Source organism: Nostoc sp. FACHB-190 (assembly GCF_014696905.1).
Classification (GTDB): domain Bacteria; phylum Cyanobacteriota; class Cyanobacteriia; order Cyanobacteriales; family Nostocaceae; genus Nostoc_B.
In genome coordinates this window covers 43,871-70,081 of record NZ_JACJQW010000012.1, presented here as the reverse complement: position 1 = coordinate 70,081, position 26,211 = coordinate 43,871, and the positions used below count along the sequence as shown (strand labels likewise).

General features: G+C 40.2%; 26 protein-coding genes. 6 read left to right on the top strand and 20 right to left on the bottom strand.

Annotated features, from left to right (window positions below; translation table 11 throughout):
* Positions 1-50: 50 nt before the first annotated feature.
* Complete coding sequence (locus tag H6G28_RS15405) at positions 51-1,670, top strand: ArnT family glycosyltransferase (RefSeq protein WP_190671857.1); 1,620 nt, start codon at positions 51-53, stop codon at positions 1,668-1,670.
* An 82-nt stretch (positions 1,671-1,752) separates the two neighbouring features.
* On the opposite strand, the gene H6G28_RS15400 is transcribed toward H6G28_RS15405, so the two are convergent.
* From H6G28_RS15400 to H6G28_RS15365, 8 genes are all read right to left on the bottom strand, one after another.
* On the bottom strand, positions 1,753-2,943 hold the full coding sequence (locus tag H6G28_RS15400) for an MFS transporter (RefSeq protein ID WP_190671854.1): 1,191 nt from the start codon (positions 2,941-2,943) through the stop codon (positions 1,753-1,755).
* 69 nt (positions 2,944-3,012) lie between these two features.
* A complete protein-coding gene (gene moeB / locus H6G28_RS15395; protein ID WP_190592915.1) occupies positions 3,013-4,185 on the bottom strand; it encodes a molybdopterin-synthase adenylyltransferase MoeB in 1,173 nt (390 codons plus the stop codon).
* A gap of 62 nt (positions 4,186-4,247) precedes the next feature.
* Entirely contained in the window at positions 4,248-4,721 is a 474-nt protein-coding gene (locus tag H6G28_RS15390; protein WP_190671852.1) for a M67 family metallopeptidase, read from the bottom strand.
* Complete coding sequence (locus H6G28_RS15385) at positions 4,718-5,077, bottom strand: four helix bundle protein (RefSeq protein ID WP_190592917.1); 360 nt, start codon at positions 5,075-5,077, stop codon at positions 4,718-4,720. Before H6G28_RS15385 ends, H6G28_RS15390 begins: the two co-directional genes overlap by 4 nt.
* 160 nt (positions 5,078-5,237) lie before the next feature.
* A complete protein-coding gene (locus tag H6G28_RS15380; RefSeq protein WP_190671849.1) occupies positions 5,238-5,966 on the bottom strand; it encodes a carbonic anhydrase in 729 nt (242 codons plus the stop codon).
* Positions 5,967-6,391: 425 nt separating this feature from the next.
* Complete coding sequence (locus tag H6G28_RS15375) at positions 6,392-7,105, bottom strand: carbonic anhydrase (RefSeq protein ID WP_190671846.1); 714 nt, start codon at positions 7,103-7,105, stop codon at positions 6,392-6,394.
* Positions 7,106-7,245: 140 nt separating this feature from the next.
* Positions 7,246-7,671 (bottom strand): hypothetical protein, encoded by a 426-nt coding sequence (locus H6G28_RS15370; protein ID WP_190671843.1) that lies wholly within the window; start codon positions 7,669-7,671, stop codon positions 7,246-7,248.
* Between the two features lie 81 nt (positions 7,672-7,752).
* On the bottom strand, positions 7,753-8,235 hold the full coding sequence (locus H6G28_RS15365) for a universal stress protein (protein ID WP_190671840.1): 483 nt from the start codon (positions 8,233-8,235) through the stop codon (positions 7,753-7,755).
* Positions 8,236-8,300: 65 nt separating this feature from the next.
* Between H6G28_RS15365 and H6G28_RS15360 the strand changes: the two genes are divergently transcribed.
* A complete protein-coding gene (locus H6G28_RS15360; protein ID WP_190671837.1) occupies positions 8,301-8,480 on the top strand; it encodes a hypothetical protein in 180 nt (59 codons plus the stop codon).
* Positions 8,481-8,592: 112 nt separating this feature from the next.
* On the opposite strand, the gene ppsA is transcribed toward H6G28_RS15360, so the two are convergent.
* Positions 8,593-11,034, bottom strand: coding sequence for a phosphoenolpyruvate synthase (ppsA, locus tag H6G28_RS15355; protein WP_190671834.1), 2,442 nt, complete (start codon positions 11,032-11,034; stop codon positions 8,593-8,595).
* Positions 11,035-11,310: 276 nt separating this feature from the next.
* Here ppsA and H6G28_RS15350 point away from each other — a divergent pair, with 276 nt between their 5' ends.
* On the top strand, positions 11,311-11,586 hold the full coding sequence (locus H6G28_RS15350; protein WP_190671831.1) for a hypothetical protein: 276 nt from the start codon (positions 11,311-11,313) through the stop codon (positions 11,584-11,586).
* A 97-nt stretch (positions 11,587-11,683) separates the two neighbouring features.
* Here H6G28_RS15350 and H6G28_RS15345 read toward each other — a convergent pair whose 3' ends face one another.
* Together H6G28_RS15345 and ccmP are read right to left on the bottom strand one after the other, a co-directional pair.
* A complete protein-coding gene (locus H6G28_RS15345; protein WP_190592582.1) occupies positions 11,684-12,484 on the bottom strand; it encodes a pentapeptide repeat-containing protein in 801 nt (266 codons plus the stop codon).
* A 10-nt stretch (positions 12,485-12,494) separates the two neighbouring features.
* Positions 12,495-13,136 (bottom strand): beta-carboxysome protein CcmP, encoded by a 642-nt coding sequence (ccmP, locus tag H6G28_RS15340; RefSeq protein ID WP_190592583.1) that lies wholly within the window; start codon positions 13,134-13,136, stop codon positions 12,495-12,497.
* Between the two features lie 107 nt (positions 13,137-13,243).
* On the opposite strand from ccmP, the gene H6G28_RS15335 reads away from it, so the two are divergent.
* Positions 13,244-13,987 carry a maleate cis-trans isomerase family protein gene (locus H6G28_RS15335; RefSeq protein WP_190671829.1) on the top strand — a complete coding sequence of 248 codons (744 nt, stop codon included), beginning with the start codon at positions 13,244-13,246 and terminating at the stop codon, positions 13,985-13,987.
* A 20-nt stretch (positions 13,988-14,007) separates the two neighbouring features.
* On the opposite strand, the gene H6G28_RS15330 is transcribed toward H6G28_RS15335, so the two are convergent.
* The 8 genes from H6G28_RS15330 to ftsH all read right to left on the bottom strand — a co-directional run bounded on the left by H6G28_RS15330 (position 14,008) and on the right by ftsH (position 23,683).
* A complete protein-coding gene (locus H6G28_RS15330; protein ID WP_190671826.1) occupies positions 14,008-15,495 on the bottom strand; it encodes a DNA methyltransferase in 1,488 nt (495 codons plus the stop codon).
* Between the two features lie 5 nt (positions 15,496-15,500).
* Complete coding sequence (locus H6G28_RS15325) at positions 15,501-16,571, bottom strand: XcyI family restriction endonuclease (protein WP_190671823.1); 1,071 nt, start codon at positions 16,569-16,571, stop codon at positions 15,501-15,503.
* A 252-nt stretch (positions 16,572-16,823) separates the two neighbouring features.
* Positions 16,824-17,621: a tRNA(His) guanylyltransferase Thg1 family protein gene (locus tag H6G28_RS15320; protein ID WP_190671820.1), complete on the bottom strand. Its 798-nt coding sequence runs from the start codon at positions 17,619-17,621 to the stop codon at positions 16,824-16,826.
* Entirely contained in the window at positions 17,611-18,060 is a 450-nt protein-coding gene (locus H6G28_RS15315) for an AAA family ATPase (RefSeq protein ID WP_190671818.1), read from the bottom strand. Before H6G28_RS15315 ends, H6G28_RS15320 begins: the two co-directional genes overlap by 11 nt.
* An 18-nt stretch (positions 18,061-18,078) precedes the next feature.
* Complete coding sequence (gene hisS / locus H6G28_RS15310) at positions 18,079-19,470, bottom strand: histidine--tRNA ligase (protein ID WP_190671815.1); 1,392 nt, start codon at positions 19,468-19,470, stop codon at positions 18,079-18,081.
* Positions 19,471-19,749: 279 nt separating this feature from the next.
* Positions 19,750-20,196, bottom strand: coding sequence for a DUF3598 family protein (locus H6G28_RS15305; RefSeq protein WP_190592590.1), 447 nt, complete (start codon positions 20,194-20,196; stop codon positions 19,750-19,752).
* A 69-nt stretch (positions 20,197-20,265) separates the two neighbouring features.
* A complete protein-coding gene (gene aroA / locus H6G28_RS15300) occupies positions 20,266-21,546 on the bottom strand; it encodes a 3-phosphoshikimate 1-carboxyvinyltransferase (RefSeq protein WP_190671812.1) in 1,281 nt (426 codons plus the stop codon).
* Between the two features lie 199 nt (positions 21,547-21,745).
* Positions 21,746-23,683 (bottom strand): ATP-dependent zinc metalloprotease FtsH, encoded by a 1,938-nt coding sequence (ftsH, locus tag H6G28_RS15295; RefSeq protein ID WP_190671809.1) that lies wholly within the window; start codon positions 23,681-23,683, stop codon positions 21,746-21,748.
* 263 nt (positions 23,684-23,946) lie between these two features.
* Between ftsH and H6G28_RS15290 the strand changes: the two genes are divergently transcribed.
* Together H6G28_RS15290 and H6G28_RS15285 are read left to right on the top strand one after the other, a co-directional pair.
* Positions 23,947-24,141, top strand: coding sequence for a hypothetical protein (locus H6G28_RS15290; protein WP_190592593.1), 195 nt, complete (start codon positions 23,947-23,949; stop codon positions 24,139-24,141).
* Between the two features lie 66 nt (positions 24,142-24,207).
* The gene (locus H6G28_RS15285; RefSeq protein WP_190592594.1) at positions 24,208-25,344 is read left to right on the top strand and encodes an AI-2E family transporter; all 1,137 of its coding nucleotides are present in this window, start codon (positions 24,208-24,210) and stop codon (positions 25,342-25,344) included.
* 105 nt (positions 25,345-25,449) lie between these two features.
* Here the strand turns inward: H6G28_RS15285 and rimJ are convergent, their stop codons facing one another.
* Positions 25,450-26,025, bottom strand: coding sequence for a ribosomal protein S5-alanine N-acetyltransferase (rimJ, locus tag H6G28_RS15280; RefSeq protein ID WP_190592595.1), 576 nt, complete (start codon positions 26,023-26,025; stop codon positions 25,450-25,452).
* Positions 26,026-26,211 lie beyond the last annotated feature (186 nt).

Sequence of the window (26,211 nt, the reverse complement as noted above, 5' to 3'; positions counted from 1 at the left end):
ATAAATATCTTTACGATGTGCAAATTTTTGAAAAAACAAAATATAAATAAATGCAAATATCTCAAAAATGTTTGACTAGAAAAGCTCATCAATCAGTGCTTTTTTTATTGGTCGGAGGATTATTATTTAGAGCCATAATTGCTTTTTGGCTTTACCCTACCTTTGATGAAGCGTACTACTATATTTACAGTTTACATCTCGACTGGAGCTATTTTGATCATCCGGCGATAGTCGCCCTCACGACTGGTTTTGGAACTTGGTTAACGGGAGAAGTTTCACAATTTACCATTCGTTTAGGCGCGATACTTTGCTATACAGGTAGTTTGATATTTTTATATTTAACGAGTCAAAGAATATTTTCTGTCAAGGCGGCTGTGTTTACTTTAGCCATTGCTACCATCAGCCCCATTTTTCAAGTTGGTTTTGGTGTATTGAGTTTACCAGACAGTCCCTTAATCTTGTTTTGGTCGGCTAGTTTATATTGTGCGGTGGCTGAGTTTCTCCGCAGGTCTTTGTATGTTCCCAGTTACCGTTTAGCCATTTTGGGAATTTTGGTCGGGTTAGCTTGTAATAGTAAATATCATGGGTTTATTTTAGGACTAGGGTTAGTTGGTTTTTGTGCGACTAGTCCACCGCATCGGGTTGTAGTGCGATCGCCTTGGGCATGGTTTAGTTTAGGATTATTTATAATCACCATCTCCCCGATTGTGTTCTGGAATATGCAGCATAATTGGGTATCTTTTAGTTTTCAATCAGCAAGAGCCGTACCTCAAAGTGGCTACAATTTACTAAATGTATTATTAGTTGCTTTGGCTCAAGTAGCTTATTTATTTCCCACTATAGGTTTCCCTTTATGGCATATTAGTTTACAGCCAATTATTAGAAAAATTCAGCAAATTTTGGCGCAAAAATCATTAACTTATCAAGATGATTTTTATCCCGCTAAACTCTTAATTTTCTGGCTATCTCTACCTTTAATATTAGGCTTCACTTTGATTGGAGGATATCGGCAAATTTTACCCGCTTGGGCAATGCCGGGATTTTGGGGAATTACTTTATTATTAGGACAACAAGTTGTAATTTGGGATCAGAAATCATCACGCTGGGTGCGACGCTGGCTATTAGGTTCAGGAATGATAATTGCTAGTATTATGCTGATTTTATTACTGCAATTAACCATCGGTATATTCCAAAAACCTAGCCAGTATGCTTTATTGGGTGGATTTTTACCTGTTAAGTATGACCCTTCTACAGAATTAATTGATGTTCAACAACTCCGAGATAAATTTCGTGAATCAACAATTTTGAAAAATGCACTGCAAAATTCTAGTTTTATATTTACTAATCGCTATTATGTAGCAGGCCCGATTGCGATGGCGTTGCAACCTTTAGCAGAAATTCCGATTACTTGTTTTGATATTGGCAATGATAACCGTGGCTTTGCTTTTTGGTCTACGGCGGAACAATGGGTAGGTAAAGACGCGCTATATATTACCACTGCACCGTTTAATTTGAGACAAGATTTAATGGCTAGTTATCGCCATCATTTTCGCAGCTTGGAAGAAATTGAACAAATAGTATTGCGTCGGGGTGGAGAGGTTGTAAATGTTGTTTATGTTTATCAAGCCAAGACGTTGCTGAAACCATATCATCGTAGTTATGGGATTTGACTCAGGATTTAAACGCCAAGGTCGTCTGTTGAGACTGGGTGCAAGGGTTTACGGGTGTAAGAGCTTTGAGATACCTATACTTCTACACTTCTTTCTTAAACCATTGATTAGCAGTTGTGACGCAAATACCTACTAACAAGAAAGCCAAAGCACAAAACAAACTGCTATTTATCGGTGTGATTTTTGCAGCGTGGGGAAATAACCAGCCAAATAAACTCATGGCTAAAGCAAACCCACCAAAGTAAGTCCCTATACCCAAACCTCCCCAATTGGGAGGCATTAATTCCAAAGCTAAAGGAATTACACCATTGATAATGGTACTAAAACTTGGTACTAACAAAATAATTAGCGGTAAGATAGCACCTGTAAAAGCGATCGCTAATATGGAAATAATTGTGGTAACTACACCCACTAGCATTGCCTGACTATTACCGAGTTTGACTGCAAAAACTCCGGCTGGTAGGGCAGAGATGGCGATCGCCAGCCCAATGTAAACTAGTAGCATGTCAATATTTTGCCCAGAAAATTGTAACTTGAGCAATTGCGTTAAGGTGTTCATTAATAGCCTTGTACCCCAGGCGACACCAATACCAGTGGCAAAAATTAAACTCAATGTGAGATAAGGTAATTTGACAGTTGTGGTTTCCTGCTGAAGATTTGGTGTGTCGGGAGGGTTCAACCAACGTAATAGCCAAGCCACTGCCAACATCACAAAAGAAGCAATTGTAAAGGCGAAAACTGCCCCAAAACTCAGAATATATTGACTTGCTATGGGTCGAAACGCCCCAATTGTACCCCCAACCACAGTCACAATGCTCACGGCTGATGGTAACTGGGGCGGTGTGGCATATTTCCACAATAAAGCCATAGCCGGACTGCGAAATATAGTCATAGCTAACGCCCAGGCTACCAGAGTTAGCGGTAAAAGCGATCGCATAATTGCCGTTGGCTGGACAAAAGTTACCATACATGGTATTGCAATGAACAGGGTTGATGAAAGAATCACACCCACAGAGATGAAGGGAAAACGACTTCCTACCCAACGCTGAGATTTATCGGAAAGTCCACCCATCACAGGTTCTAAGACTGCACTCAAAGCATTTTCAACAACTAGCAAACCAGCCGCCAAAGATGCAGAAAAACCAAACTGCGTCAGTAGTTGGGGCAAATATGAATTGTAAATTAACCAAGCTAGGCTAATTGACCCTTGTACGGCTGCTAACGCTAATACTTGCAACCATAAAACCTGGGCAGGCGATCGCACAATACTCATAACAGAGAAAGGGGAAGTAATTTATATTACCTCCCCCCGGATTTTTTCTGTTTAATTGACAGATGATTCTTAATATTCAGGAACCGAAGAATCAACTTCTCGACTCCATGCGTTGATCCCGCCTTTGACATTTGTACCAACAATTCCCGCGTCTTTGAGGATGCTGAGGGCTTTGGCAGAACGACCGCCCATCTTACAATGAGCAATCAAGCGGTGTCCGTTGAGGATTTCTTTTACCTTAGCTACACCATGACCGCTTTCAATATCTGGTAGTGGTACTAATACCGAACCAGGAATTTTCGCAATGTCGTATTCGTGAGGGTTACGCACATCCAACAAGACAAAATCTTTAGCACCACTATCTAGCAATGCTTTTAATTCTGTCACAGTCATTTCGGCAATTTCTTGCTGTTGTTTGGCTTCTTCCGCCTTGGCTTGGGTAATACCGCAGAACTGCTCGTAGTCTATCAGCTTTTCAATCACTGGGCGGATGGGGTTAGGACGCAGTTTCAACTCCCGGAATTTCATATCCAGAGCGTTGTATAGCAATAATCTACCGCTTAAAGTATTACTATTACCGAGAATAATTTTGACAGTTTCCGTGGCTTGAATCACACCAATCATTCCTGGTAAAATGCCCAAAACGCCGCCTTCTGCACAGGAAGGAACCATTCCTGGTGGTGGTGGTTCGGGATACAAGTCACGGTAGTTCGGCCCACCTTCGTAGTTAAATACCGTTGCTTGACCTTCAAACCGGAAAATCGAACCGTAAACGTTGGGCTTGTTCAGCAATACACAAGCATCATTGACTAGATATCTCGTGGGGAAGTTATCAGTTCCATCCACCACGATATCGTAAGGACGAACAATATCGAGGGCGTTTTCGGAACTCAGACGAGTTTCGTATAAATCAACCTGACAATAAGGGTTAATTTCGTGAATGCGGTTTTTAGCTGATTCAATTTTGGGTTTACCTACCCAAGAAGTACCGTGAATTACTTGACGTTGTAGGTTAGAAGTATCAACAACATCAAAATCCACAATACCAATGCGGCCGATACCAGCTGCGGCTAAATATAGCAGCAGTGGAGAACCTAAACCACCTGTACCGATACATAATACACTGGCGGCTTTTAAGCGTTTTTGACCTTCGACACCGACTTCTGGCAAAATCAAGTGGCGAGAGTATCGTTCGTAGTCGTCTTTAGTTAGCTGGATTTCATCCAGGTTGGGATTTAACATAGCAGTTGTGCTGTGGACGAACGGATCATTAATCCTATCGAAAAATGATGTGTTTATTTAACTTAAGTAGCTGAATTTATGGTATCGATTGTCTCTCGTTGAAACTGATGCTGGTCATCTAAACTCCAACTAAGGAGTTCGCCAGCTTGGCTATTTTGAACGGAAACTATTATATACGAGTATGCAGGCCAAGCATACAGGCGATCGCATTCGGAAGGAATTGCGGGGTTATCAGGGTGGGAGTGATAAATGCCAATTATGTTTAATGATTTATCCCGCGCTGATTTTTGTATTTGTAACATATCTTGGGGTGCGATCGCATATCTGCTGGTTTCGCTGCGTTCTGTGTTAGGGGCGAAGTTCGCTGACTCAGCACTCCAGGCGTTTTCTGTGGGGATAATTTCGACGACAGTTTTAATCTGATTTTCTAGATAGCCCAGGATAATTCCGCAGCATTCGTTGGGGTAGGTACTTTCGGCGTGGCTGCGGATCATTTGGATGTGTTGTGGTAGAAGTTTAATAACTGCTATATTCAAAAGTTCCGACTCTGCTTGTCAATAAAGGATATTAAAAGTTGCTTGACTTCCACTACACTGCTAATCAGGCGATCGTAATCAGATGGGGTGAGCATATCTAACTCATAACAAAGCAGCAGATAATATTCCACTTCAATCGCTGCATCCTTCGCCAACACCAGCAAGTTGATTTGTTCGGTTTTATCATCGCGATCGCATCCTTGGGCTATTTTAATCGGAATTGCGGCACAGGCTAACCGAATTTGCTGTGTTAAACCCAATAATTCCGCTTCGGGAAAGGTTCTGGTAATTTCATAAATAGCAACTGTGAGTTCATGGGCTTTTTCCCATACGGGAATTTCTCGAAAGTCTGTCATTGTCAGTTCTGGTTAATTGGTATAAAAAAAAGGTGAGATTTCCTCACCCTCATCATATCTACTCTTTATTCTGTGATTAGCAGCTATCAGTTATGTAAATTTATTAAAATCTGATTCTCTTGCAACTTAGCAATTTTTATTGACAAAGTTACTCGCCATCTCACGCTACCAGTGTAAATTTACCTGTTGTCAGGTCATAACGTCCGCCAACTATCTTCAATTTACCTTCTTTGACTAAGCCTTTTAAAATTGTCGAACTTTCAGATAATCTTGCTACTTGATACTGCACATTGGCAATAATCGAATTTTCATCTAAACTGCCTGTTTTGTGCCTCACCGATTCTACTGCGGGTTTGATTTCCTCTACAAATACTCCAATTCTTCCCGGTAGTGGTGCGCCTTGAATTGCTGCTGATACTGCACCACATTTTGCATGACCAACAACTACAATTAGCTGTGAACCTAATACAGATGTAGCAAATTCTAAACTACCGATAGCTGTTTGGCTGGCGACATTTCCAGCAACTCGCACAACAAATAAATCTCCTAATCCTTGGTCAAAAACAATTTCCGCAGGTACTCTAGAATCAGCACAACCTAATATAGAAGCAAATGGATATTGGGCGACAGCAGTTTCTTGTAAACGCAATCTTGATTGATTGGGGTTGAGTCGCTTTCCTTCTACAAATCTTTGATTACCTTCAATAATTCTTTTCAAAGCTGTGCCAGGATTTACAGGTTCCGGCTTTGCATCAGTATCAGGTTTTTGTTGAGCAACGGCTGGTTCTCCTTTTAAAAGACTAGTAGCAGCAGCACTCGCACCAATACTACCTACACCAGCTATTTTCAAAAAATTTCGCCGCCCTACAAAGCCATTAATCTTGCTCATTAGTCTACCTCACTCCCAACAGTAAATTTTCCCTGAGTTACTGTGTACAGTATCAAATTAAATTCTTTTACCTAAAATACAATGCTGTATACCATACTTTGTCTTTTAGGTAAAGATAGATTTGTTACTTGAACTTAGTAATTTTCAATGTTTGTCATTTACTGCAATATATCAGAGTGGTGTATTTTTACTAAACATAATTTTCATGGCAGAATAATATGGTGAAGTATGGATTTAATCTATGGTTAATTTTTCTATGTCCACAAGACTTAAGTCACAAATTAGTGTATGTAAGACATAAACAGCATTGATCGCACTTGGAATTATTGGTGAACGACAAAATCCCCAACTTCTGGAAAAAGTCGGGGATCTGAAGCAGTAGGATGTCCACAAATCAAATAGAATTGCTGTATCTACCTGATAATTTAAGTAATTAAATTCACCTTGCCAGTATCGATATCGTAGCAAGCACCAACTATTTGAAGTTTTTTGGCTTTTAGTAATTGAGTTAATATTGGCGAACTGTGTTGTATTTTTTTTGACTGATACTGCACATTGGCAATGACCGCATTAGTGGGATTCAAGTTGGTTAATGCTGGTTTAATACTTTCAGCTATGTCGCTAATCATACCGGGCATTGGGTCGTTTTTCATGGCTGCGGCGACAGCACCACATTTTGTATGACCCAAAACCACAATCAATTGTGTACCAAGGACGGCTGTAGTATATTCCAAACTACCGATAGTCATGTCACTAGCGACGTTACCAGCAACGCGCACCACAAATAAATCTCCTAGTCCTTGGTCGAAAATAATTTCTGTGGGAACTCTAGAGTCAGCACAACCTAAAATAGCAGCAAAAGGGTACTGTGCTTTGGCTACTAATTTTAAACGTGCCAATGATTGATGGGGATATTGGCGTTTGTATTGGATAAAGCGTTGATTCCCATCCAGCAAAAGTTTGAGAGCCTGACTAGGATTGACTGGATTTGGATTAGCTGGATGAACATCAGCGATCGCAGTTTTTGGGATATTACCTATTAAGCTACCACCAATAGTTGTCGCTGCGATCGCTAAACTACCTGTCCCGGCAAATTTCAAAAAGTTACGGCGACCAATAAATCCATTAATTCTTGTCATTAATCTACCTGACAACACTTTCGCTGTTAACAGGAAGATATCAATTTTAGGCAATTGGAAGAGTACCTTCTGAGACGGTTTTCTCGTTATTTAACCCAGAAGCGATCGCATTCATCAAATCAGCTACACTATTGCCAAAACTAACGCAATGCTATCAGACGCTGACGTATATTATTCATCTGTGATTGGCGGGTTTGTTGTACAGGATGATGTTCACTGAGTTTTGAACGGTCTTTGGCATATTCTACTTCTAATTCTCCTAGTTTTGACTCTAGGGCATTGGTCGTAGCAACCACAACTTGAGTTTGATAACTCTGCGACTGTAATTGTTCAAGACGTTGTGCTAAATTTGCTTTTTCTGCAATCACTTGAGTAAATTGTGGTGCATCTTGTGTATATATAGATGCTAAAAGTGCTTGTTTTACTTCCAGTTGAGCAATTTGCTGCGTCAAGTTTGTTACTAATACTTCATCAGTAGATTTTGATTCGATCTGTCTTGTAGCGATCGCACCAACAGATAATAAACTCACAGCACAAGCAATCAAAATTATCTGCTTTCGGTTCATAACTTTTGATATTGGTTAAAATGCTCTGCCTACACGACGCTAATCAACCACAATAAGTTTCTGCTAAAATCTCATATCAATTCACGAATAATTGAGAACTGTCAAAACTGAACAGGGTGCATGATGCAAGACGTAATTACTCACGCTACCCAGAAATAATTCCGCAAGTCCACTTTTAGCACAACGACCAATAACTATGACATCAATATGGCAATTTTTAGCCACTTCACAAATCATGCGACCAGGATCACCTAATTCTTGGGTAAATTCTGCGGCTATCCCTTTAGCGATCGCTTGATTGGCTAGTAATGTTAAAAACTCAATGCCTTGTTGCTTTAATTTTTCCCATTCTCCTAAATAATATTCTATATTCTGCCTCTGGGATGATGTATAAGTACTATGTATTTCCGTGGTTGAAGTATTGAGAAATTCATCATTTAAAGGAGAAATTACTTGCAATATCATTAACTCAGCATTAGTTAAATTTGCTAATGATAAAGCTTGTTCAAAAACATGATGACCAATTTCTGTATTATGAACAGCTACTAAAATTTTCTTGAACATAGATTTAAAATTGTTTGTCATTGATTTCTTGGTTATTAAGTTAAAAAAGTATAGGTGTAGGTTAAGTGGAGGAACGTAACCCCAACATTCACGCATACTTTGTTGGGTTACGCGATCGCTACACCCAACCTACTATTCTCTTAACTGAACCATATTGGGTTATGAGGTTAAAAAAGCAAAAATTGTATAGGTATAGGTTGTTGAAAAAATCAAATATGATTGATGCTGATGATTTAAAAAAATAAAAATGGCAGAACTGTAGAAGTAGAGACGTTGTATGTAAAGTCTCTACTTCATGTGAGATTAGGCAGTGGGGAGAGTAGGAACAATATTATGAAATTCTGACAGCTACAGACTTCATTCTTGTTCTTCCGCCTTGGCAATTTCTAACAATGTCTTGAGTACCGAGTCAGGGTTGAGACTGATAGAATCAATTCCCTGTTCAACTAAGAAGCGGGCAAATTCTGGATAGTCGCTTGGTGCTTGACCACAAATCCCAATTTTGCGACCATATTGCTTAACAGTGGCGATCGCATTAACAATAGTTCTCTTCACTGCTTCATCCCGTTCATCAAATAAATGGGCGACTAATTCCGAATCTCGATCAAGTCCCAAGGTCAATTGCGTTAAATCGTTGGAACCAATGGAGAAGCCATCAAAGATTTCACTAAATTTATCTGCTAATAGGACGTTACTCGGTAATTCACACATCACATAAACTTGCAGTCCATTTTCCCCGCGCACTAAACCATGTTGTGCCATTTCTGCTAATACACGCTTACCTTCTTGGGGAGTCCGACAGAAAGGAATCATCAGAATGACGTTAGTCAAACCCATTTCATCCCTTACCCGCTTCATCGCTTGACATTCTAGGGCGAAACCTTCACGGTAACGAGGATCGTAATAACGCGAAGCACCACGCCAACCAATCATCGGGTTTTCTTCTTTGGGTTCAAATTGCTTACCACCCAAGAGATTGGCGTATTCGTTACTCTTGAAATCGGATAGCCGCACAATCACAGGTTTCGGATAAAAAGCAGCTGCGATCGTGCCAATACCTTGGGCTAGTTTATCAACAAAGAATTTAGTTTTATCTTCGTATTGGGCAGTTAACTCAGTAATTTTGTATCTTGCCAATTCATCTTCTAACTGATCAAAGTGAATCAAGGCCATTGGATGGGCTTTAATGTGGTTGTTAATAATAAATTCCATCCTGGCTAAACCTACACCATCATTCGGAATCGCAGTTAAACCCAAAGCTTCTTCAGGATTAGCCAAATTCATCATGATTTGTGTACGTGTGCGGGGCAAGTTTTCTAAAGGTAATTCTTGGACTTCGTAAGGTAATAAACCTTGATAAACTTTCCCCGTTTCACCTTCAGCACAACTGACAGTAATTTCTTGCCCAGTTTTTAAAACAGTTGTGGCATTTCCGCTACCAACAAGCGCCGGGATTCCCATTTCTCTGGCGATAATCGCTGCGTGACAAGTCCTACCGCCAGAATTAGTAACAATGGCACTCGCCCGTTTCATAATTGGTTCCCAATCAGGGTCAGTGCGGTTAGTAACTAGTACTTCTCCCGGTTGAAATTGGTTAATTTGGCGAACATCTAAAATAACTCTGGCTTTACCTTGGCCAATCATTTCACCAACGCTGCGACCTGTTAGCAGTACCTCTCCCTTTTCTTTGAGTTGATATTGTTTGAGAACATTTTTGGTTTTTTGCGATTGGACGGTTTCTGGACGGGCTTGCACAATAAATAATTCATTGGTCAAACCATCTTTCGCCCATTCAATATCCATCGGCGTGTAAGTTCCCCGCACTTGGGAATAATGTTCTTCAATAACGCAAGCCCAGTTTGCTAATTGGAGAATTTCTTGATCATTGAGGGCGTATTGATTTCTTTCGGCGCTGGGGACGGAAATATTTTTAGTTAATTTCAAGCCTTCTAGGTCATAGACCATTTTGATTTCTTTCGTACCTAGACGCTTTTGAATAATTGGTTGATAACCTTGTTTGAGCGTTGGTTTAAATACCAAATATTCATCGGGGTTGACTGCACCTTGGACAACGTTTTCGCCTAGACCATAGGCGGCGGTAATTAAAGCGGCATCTTTAAAACCTGTTTCGGTATCAATGGAAAACATTACACCAGACACCGCCAAATCAGAACGCACCATTTTTTGTACGCCCACTGATAAGGCAATATTAAAGTGATCAAAGCCTTTAATTTGGCGATAGGAAATCGCACGGTCAGTAAAAATCGAGGCAAAACACTTATGGCAAGATTCTAGAAGTGCTTGCAGTCCGTGGACATTTAAATAAGTTTCTTGTTGACCAGCAAAACTAGCATCAGGTAAATCTTCGGCGGTGGCGCTAGAACGCACAGCAACATCAGTATCAGCACCGTATTCTTGGCAAAGATTTTGATAAAATTGAGCGATCGCATCCTGTAAATCTGCTGGAAATGGAGTTTGCAACATCAACATTCGTGCTTTTTTACCGCATTGCCGCAGATTCTGTACATCCTCCACATTTAAATCGGCAAATATCTCTCTGAGTTGTGCTTCTATTCCAGCCGCAGAAATAAAGTAACGGTAAGCAAAAGCAGTTGTCGCAAAGCCTGTTGGTACTTTGACTCCCTTACGCCGCAATTGCTGAATCATTTCTCCTAAAGAAGCATTTTTACCGCCAACTAACGGGATATCTGCAATTCCTACATTTCTTAAAGGTAAAACTAAAGCTTGTTCTTGATCTGCCGAGAGAGATGTTGCTGAATCTAACAATGTGTCTAGCATAATAGAGTTTCCATAACAGATAATGATATCTAAGAACCTCTTACTGTCTGCTTATTAGCAAGTTTCATCGCAACACATTCAATCTTAAAACTGATAAATTCAATTAATACTCAAAATCTGGTATTTTGAGCTTTATTTCCCTCAGTGTTGCTGACGAAAATCGTGATCAATAATTGGCTCTTAGCTCTCACACTGTTATTTATAGAAAGATAATTTGAGGAAGTTGTGAGGATAAAGTAACTCATCGGTAAATTCTGGTTACTATAGCTCTCACGTATGGGTGTGGGGAGTGTGGGAAGTGTGGGGAGTGTGGGGAGTGTGGGAAGTGTGGGGGGTGTGGGAAGTGTGGGGAGTGTGGGGAGTGTGGGGAGTGTGGGGAGTGTGGGGAGTGTGGGGAGTGTGGGGAGTGTGGGGAGTGTGGGGAGTGTGGGGAGTGTGGGAAGTGTGGGAAGTGTGGGAAGTGTGGGGGGTGTGGGGAGTGTGGGAAGTGTGGGGAGTGTGGGAAGTGTGGGGGGAAAGATTTCTTCACCATCCTCCCATCTCTACCCTTGAAATTCCCCCTTGTCTCCCTCATCTCCCTTGTCTACCTTGTCTCCCTCGTCTCTCTAGCATCATTCCCAAGGCTTCTTTCCTACTCCCTATCAAAAGATTAACGACATACTTCAGGTAAAATTGCATCCTCAAGATTAGCGCCGATAAGATTTGCGCCGCGCAGTTTAGTACCGATGAGATTAGCACCAGTTAAATTAGCACCAGCCAAGTTTGCGCCTTGCAGATTTGCCCAGCTTAAGTTTGCACCTGTTAAATCAGCTTCACTGAGGTTAGCTTGCAACATATAGGCACTAACTAAGTAAGCATGACTGAGATTCGCATTATGTAAATCTGTTTTGTACAGATAAGCCCCAATTAAATCTGCTTTGTAGAGGTTGGCTTTACTGAGATCGGCTGCAATTAAGTTGGCTTCAATCAAGTTAGCGTAGGCGAGGTTAGCGCGGATGAGTTTGGCTGCACCCAAATCAGCACTTTTGAGGTTAGCATCTTTGAGGTCTGTGCCGATTAGGATAGCATGGGCGATCGCAGCTTCTTTCAAATTTGCTTCACTTAAATCCGCACCAATCAAGTTGGCATGACTCAAATTTGCCTGGGTTAGCGTTGCACCCTTTAAGTTAGCCACACTCAAGTTAGCACCACTTAAGTTGGCTTCAATGAGCTTGGTTTGTTCCAGATTTGCGCCACTAAAATCTGCACCGTTCAGATTTGCACGTACCAGTAAAGCCTGACTCAAATCTGCTTTGGTCAAGTTGACTTGAGAAAGATTTGCGCCTCTGAGGTTATCTTTTTGTAAGTTCGCAGCACTGAGGTCTGGTTGAATTTGCGGATTTTTCTGTCTCCATTCGCTCCAGGTAACTGCACCGGCTCTCAGTAAAACCAGATGCTCTTGATTTGCCATTTTCTCTCCTTTACTCCTGGCGGCCACTATTGGGATTTGTCCGACCAGCTACACTTTCAATCGCGGTTAACGCTCCCCTCGCTCCTGCTAGAATATCTTGTTCTTGTCCACCTAAATACAACCTGCCAAAACTTCCTACAGCTTGTACCTCTAAAATATTAATCGCCGCCGCTTTTTCGGCTTCGTTGGCGGCTAATGCAGCATAAGCAGCAGGTTCCACTTCTAAGACATATAAAGTTTGTCCCGCTAATAGCAATTGTCCGCGACGGGTACGATTGATTAGTTGTGTTTGGTAAGCGTCAATATTACGGATAATTTGACTAGACACAACACGCGGTTTGAGACATTCTTCACGCTTAACTCCTAACAAATCCAAAATGGCTTGACCTGCGGTGCGTGTTTCTCCTTGGGAACCAGAATGAACTTCTAATAAACCGTATAATCGCTCAACTACTTGGACTCCGGGACGAACAGAGGCAGATTTTAAGGCGACATCAGTAATTTTATTGATTTCAATCCCAGGAGAAATTTCAATCCACAATGATGTGTCTCCTGGTAAGGGTAAGAAACCTTGAGCTACTGTTCCCATATAAGCTGCGTGTTGCGGCTGCAAGCTGTCAAGAAATACGAAACTGCGTAGTTCTATACCCAAGGTTCTGCTCTCCAGTCATGAAGTAAAGTTTACATATTGCAATAATATGCCGTAACTTTAAACTACCATAAGCTACAGTCAATCTTTTATGTACTGAGTAGTGAACAATGACAGATGCGTTAGGATGGCGAAAAAAATTTGGCGTGCTTGCGCCTAGTACAAATACGATTGTCGAACCTGATTTTCATACAATGGCTGTGCCTGGGGTGACTTCTCATACATCACGGATTTATCTGAGAAACCAGGATTTGAGTAGTGATGAAAAGATGGTACAGCTTTTGGAGGCGATCGCCCAAGAAATGTTTTCGGCAATTGATCGGGTGATGACTGCGGGTGTCGATTACCTAATTATGGCGATGAGTGCGGAAACTTTTTGGGAAGGTAAAACAGGCAACATCGAGTTTATCAAGCGAGTTGAAGATTATGCTGGGATAAAGGTGGCTTCTTGTGCTTCGGCATATCAGGCAGCACTGACAGCCTTTCAAGTGAATAAAATCGCTGTCATTACCCCTTACCAAGCTGTAGCTGATGAAAGAATCCGCCGCTTTTTTAGTGACATTGGTATAGAAGTTGTTCGCCTTAAAAGTCTCCGTTGTCCTACTGCAATTTCCATTGCAGAGGTATCTGAAAATACTTTAAGAACACATCTTCAGGAACTTGATGGTGATGATGTAGAGGCAATTGTACAGATGGGGACTAATTTAAGTATGCTCCGATTGGCGGATGAAATGGAGCGAGCGATCGCTAAACCAGTAATTGCTGTCAACGCCGCTACTTGGTGGTACGCCCTACGCCAAAATGACATTCACGATCAAGTTTATGGCTGTGGTAGACTCTTGCGAGAATTTTAATCTAATACAGTTCCGTCTTTTTATATTTTCTCAGGCTTTCTCCAAATCGTAATACTTTTACGCAGTGATTCTTTACCAAATCGCTTCATTTGTTGACTACTATTGCCCTTCCGTTGGGGTAAAACATATATTTTTTCTGGGACAAAACCAATAGCCTCAGCTATTTCAGTACACAGCATATCAACAGGTATAATTTCTCCACCATAGCGTACATTGTCATTAACAAAAGCAACGTAAGCACCTTTTTTACAAGTTCTAAATATCTCAGCAAATAAAAAAGTTAATTCATAAAAATAACCTTCTACCATAGACAATATACCGGGGTTATTAATTTCTCCACGTTCCTGTCTAACTTTTAAAGCCGAATTGACTTCTTGAAAAACACTATTACCTGTAATAATTTTGCAAATTGCTTTAAAGTTATCTATTCTACCTATATCTTGATAAATTTGTTCAAGTTTATCTAATTTAGAGCGATTTTCAACAGTACAGCATAGCTGATTTTGTCTGAGTTTACGAATATCCAAATCATCTGTGCCTAAATATGCCAGTTCCAAAGCATAAGTTCTTGTATAATCATATCTATTGCAATAGGGTGGTGACGTAATTACACCAGAGAATTGCTCACTTTCATACTTTGGCAAATTTTCAAGCACACTACCATTTATCACATTCTGAAAACTGTCACTTGGTAAAGTGTATTTTAGTGATTTTATATCCAGAATTACTTTTTTAAATATCCGCAGTAAAGCTTCTTTAACGGTTGGTATTGCTCCTTTATCAAACTGCTTGACAGGTATTTTATCTTGAGCAATTCTTACTTGATTTCTCTGTTGAACTTTCTGAGAGCGATAATCCCATCTTAAATATTGACCATCCTTTCTTGTGTAACTAACTTCTTCTAAAACGCTAGTTATTAACAGTTGATATAAAACTTTTGTTTGTTTTGATACTTTTTGAGTATTAATCCAATTAGTGAAGAACATTAAATCATTTTCTGTTGCTTGAGAAAACGCATCTCTAGTAATAGTGATATGAGGGAAAGCAAATTCTGTTTTAGTAGGTATAGTGTTGCTCAATTTCTCAAATAGATGAGTTAATTCTTCAATATCGTAGTCTTCAAGATAAGATTTAGCTTCCCACATTAAATGGCATACAGGAAGTATTTCAAAACCTAAAGCATTAATTCCTAAAGCTTTGCATACCAGTAAAGTTGTGCCAGAACCACAAAAAGGTTCTAGTATTGTATCTTTCTGTTTAATCCCAAATTGTTTGATTAAAGTTTCAACTAATTTAAATGAAAATCCTTCCTTATATCGAATCCACCCATGAGCAATTTCTCCTTTATTTCCCTGGTAACTTACTAACTGACGATTAAACTCATCAGTTTCTTCTAGAAGTTCAGAATATCGTTCTTCTAAATCAAGTCTAGCTGAATCATTACAAACCTGTTCATGAGAAAAATTGATTACTTTTAAGTTAGAATCAAACTCAAGTGAAAGACTCAATTTTTCTACTTTTTTTTTTGAATTTGTTCAGAATTGCTCTGTTGAATATTATGAGTTTCTATATTGATGTCTATATACTTAAGTACATTAGCAGCAAAACGATATCTCGTTTCTTCACTAGTAACAATTTGTGTTAAATTATAAACATGATTAACAGCTTCATCATTTTGTAAACGTCGATGAACTTCATCAGTTATACAGCTTGCGAGAAGTATTGTAACTACATTAGAGTTAATTCTTCTAGCTTCTTCAAAACTCTTTTTAGCAGCACCATATCTCTCTAACGCACCTGCTGTATCTTTTCCACCCTTTACCTCAATAACTGCAACTGCTTCACCAGCAGAATTTAATAGCGATAAGTCAGGTTCACTAGAAAACAGAATACTAGTTTGATTGTTCAGACGCACGCCAGAAAGTAAATCGACTTTATCCACTAAATCTTCTAAATATTCAGCATCTAACCTCGAAGAACCATCTTTGAGAATTGCAGCAACAATATAATTTTCCTCCAGTAGAGAGCGAATCAGAATTCGTCTTGTTAATAATTCTGCTTCTTCTCCAATTTTATTTAACCAAGAACCATTAATTTGTGCGCCAGCAGACGCATACATTAACGCCTGCATATCAGTCTGACTATATTCATTAGTGCTTTCAATAATTAGGCTTGAATGCGAATTGTAAAGTTGGCAGAGGATTAATGCTTTATCTTGGGATAACTTTCCCTTTCCTTCTTCGATAGAATCAATGCTGGAAAAAGCTAATTTTTTAGCAGCTTTCTGTGGAAGAACTGCAACACTTCGATAGTAGCTAGAAAGTTTTGGTTGTTCTTGAAGCACTCTAGGGTGAGCAAATACAGAAATTTTAGGGATACCACTATGTTCCAAAATATTCCAAGCAGTTTCAGAAATTCCCCAGTTGTGTCTAGATTCCCAATTAAAGTTATCTGACAGTTCGATTAATTTGTCAATTTCAGTTAAGAAGCTATTAAAACCCAATTCATATAACTTTCTGTAAAAAAAGGTAGAGCGTAATCGATAGTCAATTTGCAGAGCTTCTTTTAATACTTCTTTATCCATTAGATTTATGATTAATCATTCAGTTGAAATTATGATCTCTGCCCAGAAGTAAATACTTCTATGTAAAACCTTTACTGACACCACATACAGCAATCTAGATATATGACTCATATTTGATTTTTGAACAGATATATAGTGGCGTGATTAGACTAAGATGTTGCATTAAAAAACCTATTTTATCCGCGTTCATACGTGTTCATCTGCGGTTAATTTTTCCCGTATAATGCACTATTTTAGCCTAGACAGGCCAATTTAATTCTCTAGCTTCCTAAATTCAAGATCAGGATGCTCCCGCAGTACAATATCCTGGACAAATTTACTGTAATCATCTTTCATCGCCAAATCCATATCAACTTTGATACGTCTTCTCATCGCCAAGACTTTTTCTCCCGTTTGGGGATTGGTTGCTTCCTTTTGATAGGATTCCCAATATAGTCCTATACCTCGTTTCTGCCAATTAGGTAAGTTATTAAAATTGATGTTTGCTTGCTGGTAAAGTAATTCATTTTTATCACTGACTGAAAGCCTATCAAGCTTTTCTGTAGCGGCTCCAGCACTTTCACCTGCTTTGCGTAGCATCCAGTAACAGTGAGCATTTAAGGCATTGCGATGAGCGTCTTCATTCCGCCAGCGAAAGTAATCGACTACTAGATTTAAGGTAGGAAGTTGTGACACTCGACAATCAAAAGCGGCAATGCTATTGAGTAGAAGTGAAAGCTTTGCACTTGCCTCTCCTGCCAAAATAGAGTTGAGTTTCCGCAATTTGCGACTAAAACTTTCCTCATCTCGGTGAAATAGAAGTGAGATTTCGTCACTTTGCGTATAGCCATAAATGATCCGGAATCCACAATTCATTAGGTGTTCTACTGTAGATACCATGTAATCTCGAAATTGAGCATCAAAGGGAGCTTCAAATTTGTGAGTTTCCTTTGTCAAGCGAGTAAAGTTACGTCCATCAATTCGAGCAACCATAAATAGCCCTGGCAATACGCATAAATCGTGGGCTGTTTCAAAAATTCTCAGTCTTGTGTCTAATTCTTCAAACTTCATTCAGCCACTCCTGTACAGCAAACTCTCCTTTTGGTATTAACCGAACATAATAGAGTTCGTCAAAACCTTCTTCATATTTGGGAAGTATCAGCCTTGAGTATGTTCCTCTAATACCTTTATCTGGTACCTGCTGTTCAGGTTTGCGATTTTGATTACGTTGAATTGAATCGGCAATTTTTGATTCAAAATAATAGCCAGTAATCCGAAATCCTTGATTCTTGGCTAACAAAATGTAGCGTTCTCGCTCTTCAGGTGTAGGATTTGTATTATCTACAACAAATGATTGACCAACTTCCAGACAAGTTTCTATCAATCGCTTTTCTCGGTGTCTAGTTTTGAGCATATCGAGGTTGATTCTGATATGAGTATCAGAAAACCGTTGACTGTAAAAGGTTGATTTGCCGCTTGCCTGTATACCAATAAAAATGATTAATTGCACGGTTAATTTAACGTTGAATCAAAGTTCTAATCGCCGTTTAACTTCTTGGGCTAAATCTGCTAATGCTACTTCTATTTGTTCGCCTGTTTGCAAATCTTTGAGTGAGGATTTTTGCGCGGCGGCTTCATCAGCACCGATGATTACACAAAATCTAATTCCTTGTTTATCTGCGGCTTGGAATTGTTTACCTAATGGGCGTTTTTCAAAGTTGGTAATGACATTAATGCCTGCTTGGCGTAACTGTTGGGATACTTTTAAATAAGTCGGCATTAAATCTTCTTGCATATTTACTACTACTACTTGCGCTGGTGTTGCAGGTAGAATCTTTAAAATACCCGCTTTGAGTAGTCTGCTAATTAAGCGAGTTAAGCCAATAGAAATACCAACTCCTGGCATTTTCTCGCCGATAAACATCCCCACTAATTCTTCATATCTGCCGCCAGAACAAATACTACCTAAAGCTTCATGGCCGATGAGAGTTGTTTCGTAGACTGTGCCTGTATAGTAATTTAAACCACGGGCAATAGACAAATCAATACAAAAACGTTTATCGGGAACTCCCAAGTTACGCACACCTGTAATTACTGTTTCTAATTCAGTAACGCCTAAACTAAATTGTTCGGCTGTTGGTAAGTTTTGTGATAAATGTTTGAGCTTATCTAATACTTCATCAACATTGCCATCAATTTTGATAAAATCAATAATCTTCTGTGTATTTTCTGCTGATATACCTTCTTTTTCTAATTCTTGTTTGACTTTCGTTTCGCCAATTTTTTCTAGATTATCAATAATACTAATACAGGTTTTAATTTGAGTTTCGGCAATGCCTAATGACTGGAAAAAGCCAGTTAATATTTTGCGGTTATTGATGCGAATTAAAAAGTCACCAATATTCACTGCCTCAAATATTTCGGTGATAATTGCAGGCATTTGCGCGTCATATAATAAGCTGAGTTCCCGCCGCGCAATTACATCAATATCACATTGACGAAATTGTCGGAAACGTCCATCTTTGGCGCGTTCTCCCCGAAATACTACATCCATTTGATAACGGGCAAATGGGAAAGTTAATTCATTTAAGTGACGGGCAATATAGGCTGCTAAGGGAACAGTTTGGTCAAATTTTAAAGCCCGTGCTTCTGAACCAGTTTCGCCTGCTTTATCTCTTTCGGCTTGGCGATTAGGCGGTAAAATTGGGTCAATACCATAAATAATATTGTCGCCTTGATTACCCTTAGCTTGTAATACTTCTAACCTTTCAACGGCTGGGGTTTCTATGGGGGTAAATCCATAGCTTTCATACACTCTACGGATGGTATCTAGTAAATATAATTCCAAGCGTTTTTCACTAGGTAAAAATTCTGGGAAACCGCTAGGAGTAGAAAAGTTAATTTTGTCAGTTTTGGCCATATCCGTAAGTTATAGATTTAAATATAATGAACTATCTATTATGTCATAAAATAGTTCGTTACACTACGTTAACGCACCTTAGAGTTTATTTTAAAATTTGTTCGTTGTGTTTATTGGCTCTTCCAGATCCCCCCAACCCCCCTTTTTAAGGGGGGCTAAGAGTTTCTTCAAGTCCCCCTTTTTAAGGGGGATTTAGGGGGATCGAAAATGTTTGACTACCAACAATAGGACTTTTAAAACATCCTCTTAGCTAGAAACTATTTTTGACTTTTTAAATGACTATCTAACTCTTTGTTCTTGAATAAGGGTACGTTGATAAATTTGATGATTTTTAAACCAATGCCATGTGCGGGCGCGATGATTATTATCTGGGCTAATTTGAATCATTTCATACAAATATGCGGCTGGAACTGTCTTATAAGAAAACCACAAAATTAAAGTAGAATCGTCTATTTCCCAGGATTTGCCTTCAATCCGTTCTGTATCAAAGTAGAGAATCTTATCACGATAGGTTCCGGGAAATTTATGTTCTTCTTGTTTACCGTCAGCCCAAGTATAGCGATTAATTTGGTAGTAAGAATAAGGACTATCATCGGGAAATTGACAGCTTAAATGAGATTCATGTTTATCTAAAATTTTGCCTTCCGTATCTACTAGTGTATAAGTTCCTACCCAATTGCCTTCATGACGGGCGAGTACTGGCATTTCTTCACGAATGTTAGACATGATGCAACTCCTATAAAATTGCGTGAATACTTATCGTTAAGATTAAGGTAGGAACTGAATATTAGCCAGCTATTGTTCAATCATTTTAAAGAAGCGGGTGAAGTAGTCAGGGAAGGTTTTGGCTGTACAACCGGGATCTTGAATTACAATTCCGGGAACCTTTAAGCCTGTGACAGCAAATGCCATTGCCATACGATGATCGTGATAAGTTTCAATAGCAGCTGGTGTAATGGGGCTGGGTTCAACTTTTAAGCCATCGGGGAATTCTTCAACCTTCACACCCAAGCGACGCAATTCAGTAACAACAGCGCGGATACGTTCAGTTTCTTTGTAGCGGATATGTTCGACATTACGGATGGTAACGGGTGAGTTGGCAAAAGGCGCGATCGCTCCTAATGTTTGTACAAGGTCAGATATATCATTCATGTCAATATCGATACCCTGTAATTGTTCTGGCCCGGTAACTTCGATATAGTCATCAGCCTCACGGACTTGACAACCCATCTGTTCGAGAACATTCAGCCACAGAATATCACCTTGATAAGATTGCTTGGTTAAATACTTAACTCGCACCCGTCCACCAGTCACAGCAGCCGCAGCAAAAAAGTAAGACGCATTAGAAGCATCCGGTTCTATGGTGTAATGTCGCGCTTGGTAACGCTGTCCCGCTTTGATATGAAATTGATTGTCGCCAACTTGATTCACCCCTACGCCAAAATCTGCCATGAGGCGACAAGTCATTTTCACGTAAGATTGAGAAACTAGTGTGCCTTCCACTTCAATAATTGTGTCTTGTTGAGCATAAGGCGCAATCATTAACAGGGCTGAAAGTTGTTGACTAGTTTGATTGGCTTTGATGCGAATATGTCCACCAGCAAATTGCTGACTGTAGATAGTGTAGGGCATATAGCCAGCATTACCCTCAAAGTTAACAGTGGTTCCGCCTGTTTGGAAGACTGTTAACATATCGCCCATTGGCCTTTCCCGCATTCTCGGTACACCATCTAAGCGATATTCCCCCTTACCGAGTACCACCAAAGCTGAGATAAATCGTGCGGCTGTACCTGCTAAACCGACAAATAAATCCGCCTGGGTTGCGGGAATTTCCCCTCCTTTGCCTGACACTTGCATCTGTGCTAAATCAGGATTTAAGGTGATGGGAATGCCCAAATTTTCGACACATTTGGCAAAATATTCACTGTCTTCACTAAATAAGGCATTTTCTAAAATTGAGTCGCCTTGTGCCAAAGCAGCAACAAGTAACGCCCGATTAGTAATACTTTTAGAACCAGGAATTTCTACCGTGGCATCCACTGGGCGATCGAGAGCAGGTATAGCAATGGTATCCACGTTAAACCTCTAGATGGTCAGCTACAACTTAAATATTACGTGAGTTCGAGGGATTAAGAAATATGGGGAGTGGGTGTATGGGTGAAAGGGTTTAAGGGTGTAGGGTTGAAAAGTTGTGGGTTGTATTGCAATGGATAAAATAGCTAAAAAAATATGGTGCGTTGTCGCAAAAGACAACGCACCACACAGATTTAATTATTTAATTCAACACAGATTGCATCAATGGTTTATCGGGTGAGACATTTCCTGAACGTAACCATTCTGACAGGTCTTCGGGGGCTTTGGCTTGTTTGAGGCGATCGCGCAAGTCTGTACCTTCGAGAATTTCTCTTTGCAGTAGTTCTTGGGCGGTTTCTTCTAACAAGTCGCGGTTTTGTTGCAAAATACTCAAGGCAATATGATGAGCGTTATCTACTATCTGCTTAACTTCGTTGTCGATTTCTTGGGCGACTTGGGGACTAATAGAACGGCGGGCGTTACCGTAACCATCCAGAAACTGCTGTTGGGTTTTCTCAAAGGCGACAGGGCCAAGTTTATCGCTCATTCCATATAAGGTAACGTAACGTTCCGCTAAGTCGGTGGCTTTTTGAATATCGTCACTCGCGCCTGTGGAAACTTTGCCAAACACGACTTCTTCGGCGGAACGTCCACCCAGTAAGGTAGCAATGCGACCGCGAATTTCATCTTCAATCATCAAGAAGCGGTCTTCTTCAGGCATTTGGATGGTATAACCCAACGCGCCCACACCACGGGGAACTACGGAGATTTTCTCAACTTTACCCGCCCCAGGCATCAACGCACCGATGATGGCGTGACCAACTTCGTGATAAGCGACGGTCTTCTTCTCGGTTTCGTTCAGCACACGGGAGCGTTTTTCTAAACCTGCAACTACCCGTTCGATCGCTTCGTTGAAATCTGCCATAATTACGGCTGGGCGATTTTGCCTTGCGGCTAACAATGCGGCTTCGTTAACAAGGTTGGCTAAGTCTGCACCAGCAAAACCAGGAGTTCTGATGGCGATGGTGGCGAGGTTAACATCATCCGCCAATTTAACGTTACGTGCATGAACCTTGAGAATTGCTTCTCGACCAATTTTATCAGGGCGATCGACCACAACTTGGCGGTCAAAGCGTCCAGGACGGCGTAAGGCTGGGTCAAGTACTTCGGGACGGTTAGTTGCAGCGATGATAATTACCCCGGTGTTGGCATCAAAGCCATCCATTTCGGTGAGTAATTGGTTGAGGGTTTGTTCCCGTTCATCGTTACCGCCGACAAAGCCACCTGCACCACCGCGAGATTTACCCAATGCGTCTAATTCATCGATGAAGACAATACAAGGTGCTTGTTTTTTCGCTTGTTCAAACAAGTCGCGTACCCGCGCCGCACCGACACCAACGAATAATTCGATAAATTCGGAACCAGAGATGCTGAAGAAAGGAACACCCGCTTCCCCAGCGATCGCTTTTGCTAGTAATGTTTTACCTGTACCTGGAGGCCCGACTAATAACACACCTTTAGGAATTTTCGCGCCTAAGTTGGTGTATTTGGTCGCATTCTTCAGAAAATCGACAATTTCTTCAAGTTCGACTTTGGCTTCATCTACCCCAGCCACATCGGGGAATTTTACCCCAGTGCTACCTTCAGAATAAATCCGGGCTTTGCTTTTACCAACAGTGAGTGCAGCCGGGCCACCACCTTGGCGATTAATTAAAAAGCCCCAAATCCCAAAGAATATTAATGGTGGTGCAACCCAACTTAAGAGTGTGCCAATCCAAGCATTTTGGTCTGGGAGTGGTGCAGCAAACTCAACCTTATTCTCGCGCAGAATCTTCGGTAAATCTAAATCTAAGGCTACAGGTGTGGTGGCAAATACCTGTTCAGTAGTTTTATCATCGGCAGTCTGACCTTTGATAGTGTATTCAATGCGATCGCCTCCTACCACAGCACGGTCTACTTTACCTTGCTGAACTAGTGCCACAAAGTCACTATAAGGCACTTGTGGCAATCGTGGCCCAAAGAAACTAGGAACAATAAAATTAAGCAGTAATAACAGAGTCAGTAGTATTAGTAAGCTACCACCAAACTGCCTCACTCTTGGCGGTTTGATAGGATTTTGGTTATTTTTTTCTACAGGCATTTTGATTTATCCTTAATTTGAATTTGTCATTTGTCATTGGCGTTGACTAATGACTTTTCAACTTAAAAGTCTGAGTGCAGCGCAAAATATACTAGTACAGTTTGGCGGAAATCAAGCACCCTTGCTCAATCCCTGAAACCCTGACTCTACAAGTTTCTTCATTTCATACTTCACACTTCCTACTTCACACTTATTGTAGAGAGTCTGCCTTTGAGCTTATATTCGGGTATACCCTACAGAAAAAGGTGAATTGCCGTACTGCTATGCCAAACCAGTTAATTTTTATTGCCAAACTGCTTGTACTGTCAGCTTTGTTATCTGCGGCGATTAAGTACATTTTGCCAAGTGTGCCACTTCCGGCGACAACTGCCAATGCCTTAATTTTAGTGTTGTCACCGACTGTAATTATAGCGATCGCTTTATTCTGGCGATTTCAAACAAAAACAAATTTAACTTAAATCGTCTAGGCGTTATTGCTAAAATCAGCTAACCTAACTGCATCACCAACAGCCGGGAGTTAACCTGTGAATCTTGGTCAATGGATCGGTTTAATCGCCATAATTCTTTCTTTATACATTTTGTGGCAAATCAAAGAAGTTTTGTTGCTGATGTTTGCCGCCGTAGTGTTAGCCAGTACTTTAAATCGGTTAGCCAAACGTTTCCAAAACTTAGGAATTAAGCGCGGTTTTGCTGTCATCATTTCAGTGGCTCTCTTTTTTGCTGCGGTGGTGGGTTTTTTCTTGTTGATTGTGCCACCTTTTGCCCAACAATTTCATGAGTTAACTTACCGGGTTCCCCAAGGTATAGAACGCTTTAATAGTTGGCTGGATGAAATGAAAACCAGGGTTCCCAGCCAATTAGTTCCCTACATCCCCGATCTCAATAGTTTAATTCAGCAAGCACAGCCTTTTATTAATCGCGTTTTGGGGAGTTCCTTTGCCTTTGTCTCCAGTTCTTTAGAAGTTGTTCTGAAAGTTTTGTTGGTGCTAGTGTGGACAGGAATGCTGTTAGCTGATCCTTTAGCTTACCGCCGAGTTTTTATTCGTGTATTTCCTTCCTTTTATCGCCGCCGGGTAGATGGCATTTTAGATAAATGCGAACTTTCACTGCAAGGATGGGTGACAGGTGCGCTGATTGCGATGGGTGTCGTCGGTTTGATGAGTGTGGTTGGCTTATCAGTTTTGGGTGTGAAAGCAGCCTTGGCTTTAGCTGTGTTGGCAGGATTTTTAAATTTAATACCCAATCTTGGCCCGACACTGAGTTTAGTCCCCGCAATGGCGATCGCTTTATTAGATGCTCCTTGGAAATCTGTTGCTGTTTTGATTCTCTACTTTTTTATTCAACAAACTGAAAGTAATTTTATTACACCTTATGTCATGGCACAACAAGTTTCATTGTTACCCGCCGTGACTTTAATTTCTCAACTATTTTTTGTGACATTCTTCGGCTTTTTAGGCTTATTTTTAGCTTTGCCTTTAACAGTTGTTGCTAAAATTTGGGTACAAGAAGTTTTAATCAAAGATGTATTAGACCAATGGGGAACTCACCACTCTAAAGAAACAGAGGTGGTGATAGTTTGTAACCCTCCTAATAATCATGATGAGTTGTATGAGGAAAATCCCCCTACTTCTGTAGATGAGAATTTGCCTCAAGAAGATTAATTTATAGCGTTTCTTATTCTAGTGAAGTACAAGCAAAAATAATTAACCGCAGATGGACGCAGATAAATTTGTACCTCAGCAAACTAGGAAAGGCTATATCAGAATTTAATATTTCTCTGGTTGCCAATGAGGATTAGTGAGACTGGTCAGAATATGGTCTTGCCACTTGCCGTTAATTAATAAATAGTCTCTGGCATATCCTTCAACCACAAAGCCTAAACGTTTGAGGACATTGCCGCTACGTTGGTTATGTGGCATATAATTTGCCATAATGCGATGAAAATTTAAATCATCAAATACATATTGAATTGCGGCTTTTAATCCTTCTGTCATGTAGCCTTTACCTTGCTGATGTTCGGCTAGGCTATAACCTACATAACAAAAATGGGCGGCTCCCCGAATAAAATTATTAAAATTAATTGTACCAATAATAATTTTAGGATTTTTGCGAGGAAAGATAAATAATTTTAAAGATTGGTCATGAATAAATTCTAAAAATGTATTTTCTAGTTGATATTGCCAATACTCTTCTGTAAAAAAACCATCCCCCCATTTAGGATAAAAAGGAGTTAGATAAGATTTGTTGTCTAAAAAATATTTTAGGATTTGGGGAATATCTTCTTTGATGGCAATGCGTAATAATAAGCGATCGCTAGTAATAATTGGCAATTCCGAGTGCATACAAACTTGACCGGCTTGATAACTGATGGCTACAGTATTTTATTCTGGCTGTTTGCGGTTGTGAGTACCAAACAGTAAAACTGTTATAACAAGATTTAGCAGAGTTAGCATTTTCGAGATTTTGTCTACCTTGTCTACTCTGTCTCCCTTGTCTCCCGTATTCAGAGATTATAAAAGAGCGATCGC

Bases quoted from the DNA above. Each gene is read 5' to 3' on its own strand.
- H6G28_RS15405 (WP_190671857.1), top strand. From the start codon at position 51: ATGCAAATATCTCAAAAATGTTTGACTAGAAAAGCTCATCAATCAGTG.
- H6G28_RS15400 (WP_190671854.1), bottom strand. From the start codon at position 2,943: ATGAGTATTGTGCGATCGCCTGCCCAGGTTTTATGGTTGCAAGTATTA.
- moeB (WP_190592915.1), bottom strand. From the start codon at position 4,185: ATGTTAAATCCCAACCTGGATGAAATCCAGCTAACTAAAGACGACTAC.
- H6G28_RS15385 (WP_190592917.1), bottom strand. From the start codon at position 5,077: ATGACAGACTTTCGAGAAATTCCCGTATGGGAAAAAGCCCATGAACTC.
- H6G28_RS15380 (WP_190671849.1), bottom strand. From the start codon at position 5,966: ATGAGCAAGATTAATGGCTTTGTAGGGCGGCGAAATTTTTTGAAAATA.
- H6G28_RS15375 (WP_190671846.1), bottom strand. From the start codon at position 7,105: ATGACAAGAATTAATGGATTTATTGGTCGCCGTAACTTTTTGAAATTT.
- H6G28_RS15370 (WP_190671843.1), bottom strand. From the start codon at position 7,671: ATGAACCGAAAGCAGATAATTTTGATTGCTTGTGCTGTGAGTTTATTA.
- H6G28_RS15365 (WP_190671840.1), bottom strand. From the start codon at position 8,235: ATGTTCAAGAAAATTTTAGTAGCTGTTCATAATACAGAAATTGGTCAT.
- ppsA (WP_190671834.1), bottom strand. From the start codon at position 11,034: ATGCTAGACACATTGTTAGATTCAGCAACATCTCTCTCGGCAGATCAA.
- H6G28_RS15350 (WP_190671831.1), top strand. From the start codon at position 11,311: ATGGGTGTGGGGAGTGTGGGAAGTGTGGGGAGTGTGGGGAGTGTGGGA.
- H6G28_RS15345 (WP_190592582.1), bottom strand. From the start codon at position 12,484: ATGGCAAATCAAGAGCATCTGGTTTTACTGAGAGCCGGTGCAGTTACC.
- H6G28_RS15335 (WP_190671829.1), top strand. From the start codon at position 13,244: ATGACAGATGCGTTAGGATGGCGAAAAAAATTTGGCGTGCTTGCGCCT.
- H6G28_RS15325 (WP_190671823.1), bottom strand. From the start codon at position 16,571: ATGGATAAAGAAGTATTAAAAGAAGCTCTGCAAATTGACTATCGATTA.
- H6G28_RS15320 (WP_190671820.1), bottom strand. From the start codon at position 17,621: ATGAAGTTTGAAGAATTAGACACAAGACTGAGAATTTTTGAAACAGCC.
- hisS (WP_190671815.1), bottom strand. From the start codon at position 19,470: ATGGCCAAAACTGACAAAATTAACTTTTCTACTCCTAGCGGTTTCCCA.
- H6G28_RS15305 (WP_190592590.1), bottom strand. From the start codon at position 20,196: ATGTCTAACATTCGTGAAGAAATGCCAGTACTCGCCCGTCATGAAGGC.
- ftsH (WP_190671809.1), bottom strand. From the start codon at position 23,683: ATGCCTGTAGAAAAAAATAACCAAAATCCTATCAAACCGCCAAGAGTG.
- H6G28_RS15290 (WP_190592593.1), top strand. From the start codon at position 23,947: ATGCCAAACCAGTTAATTTTTATTGCCAAACTGCTTGTACTGTCAGCT.
- rimJ (WP_190592595.1), bottom strand. From the start codon at position 26,025: ATGCACTCGGAATTGCCAATTATTACTAGCGATCGCTTATTATTACGC.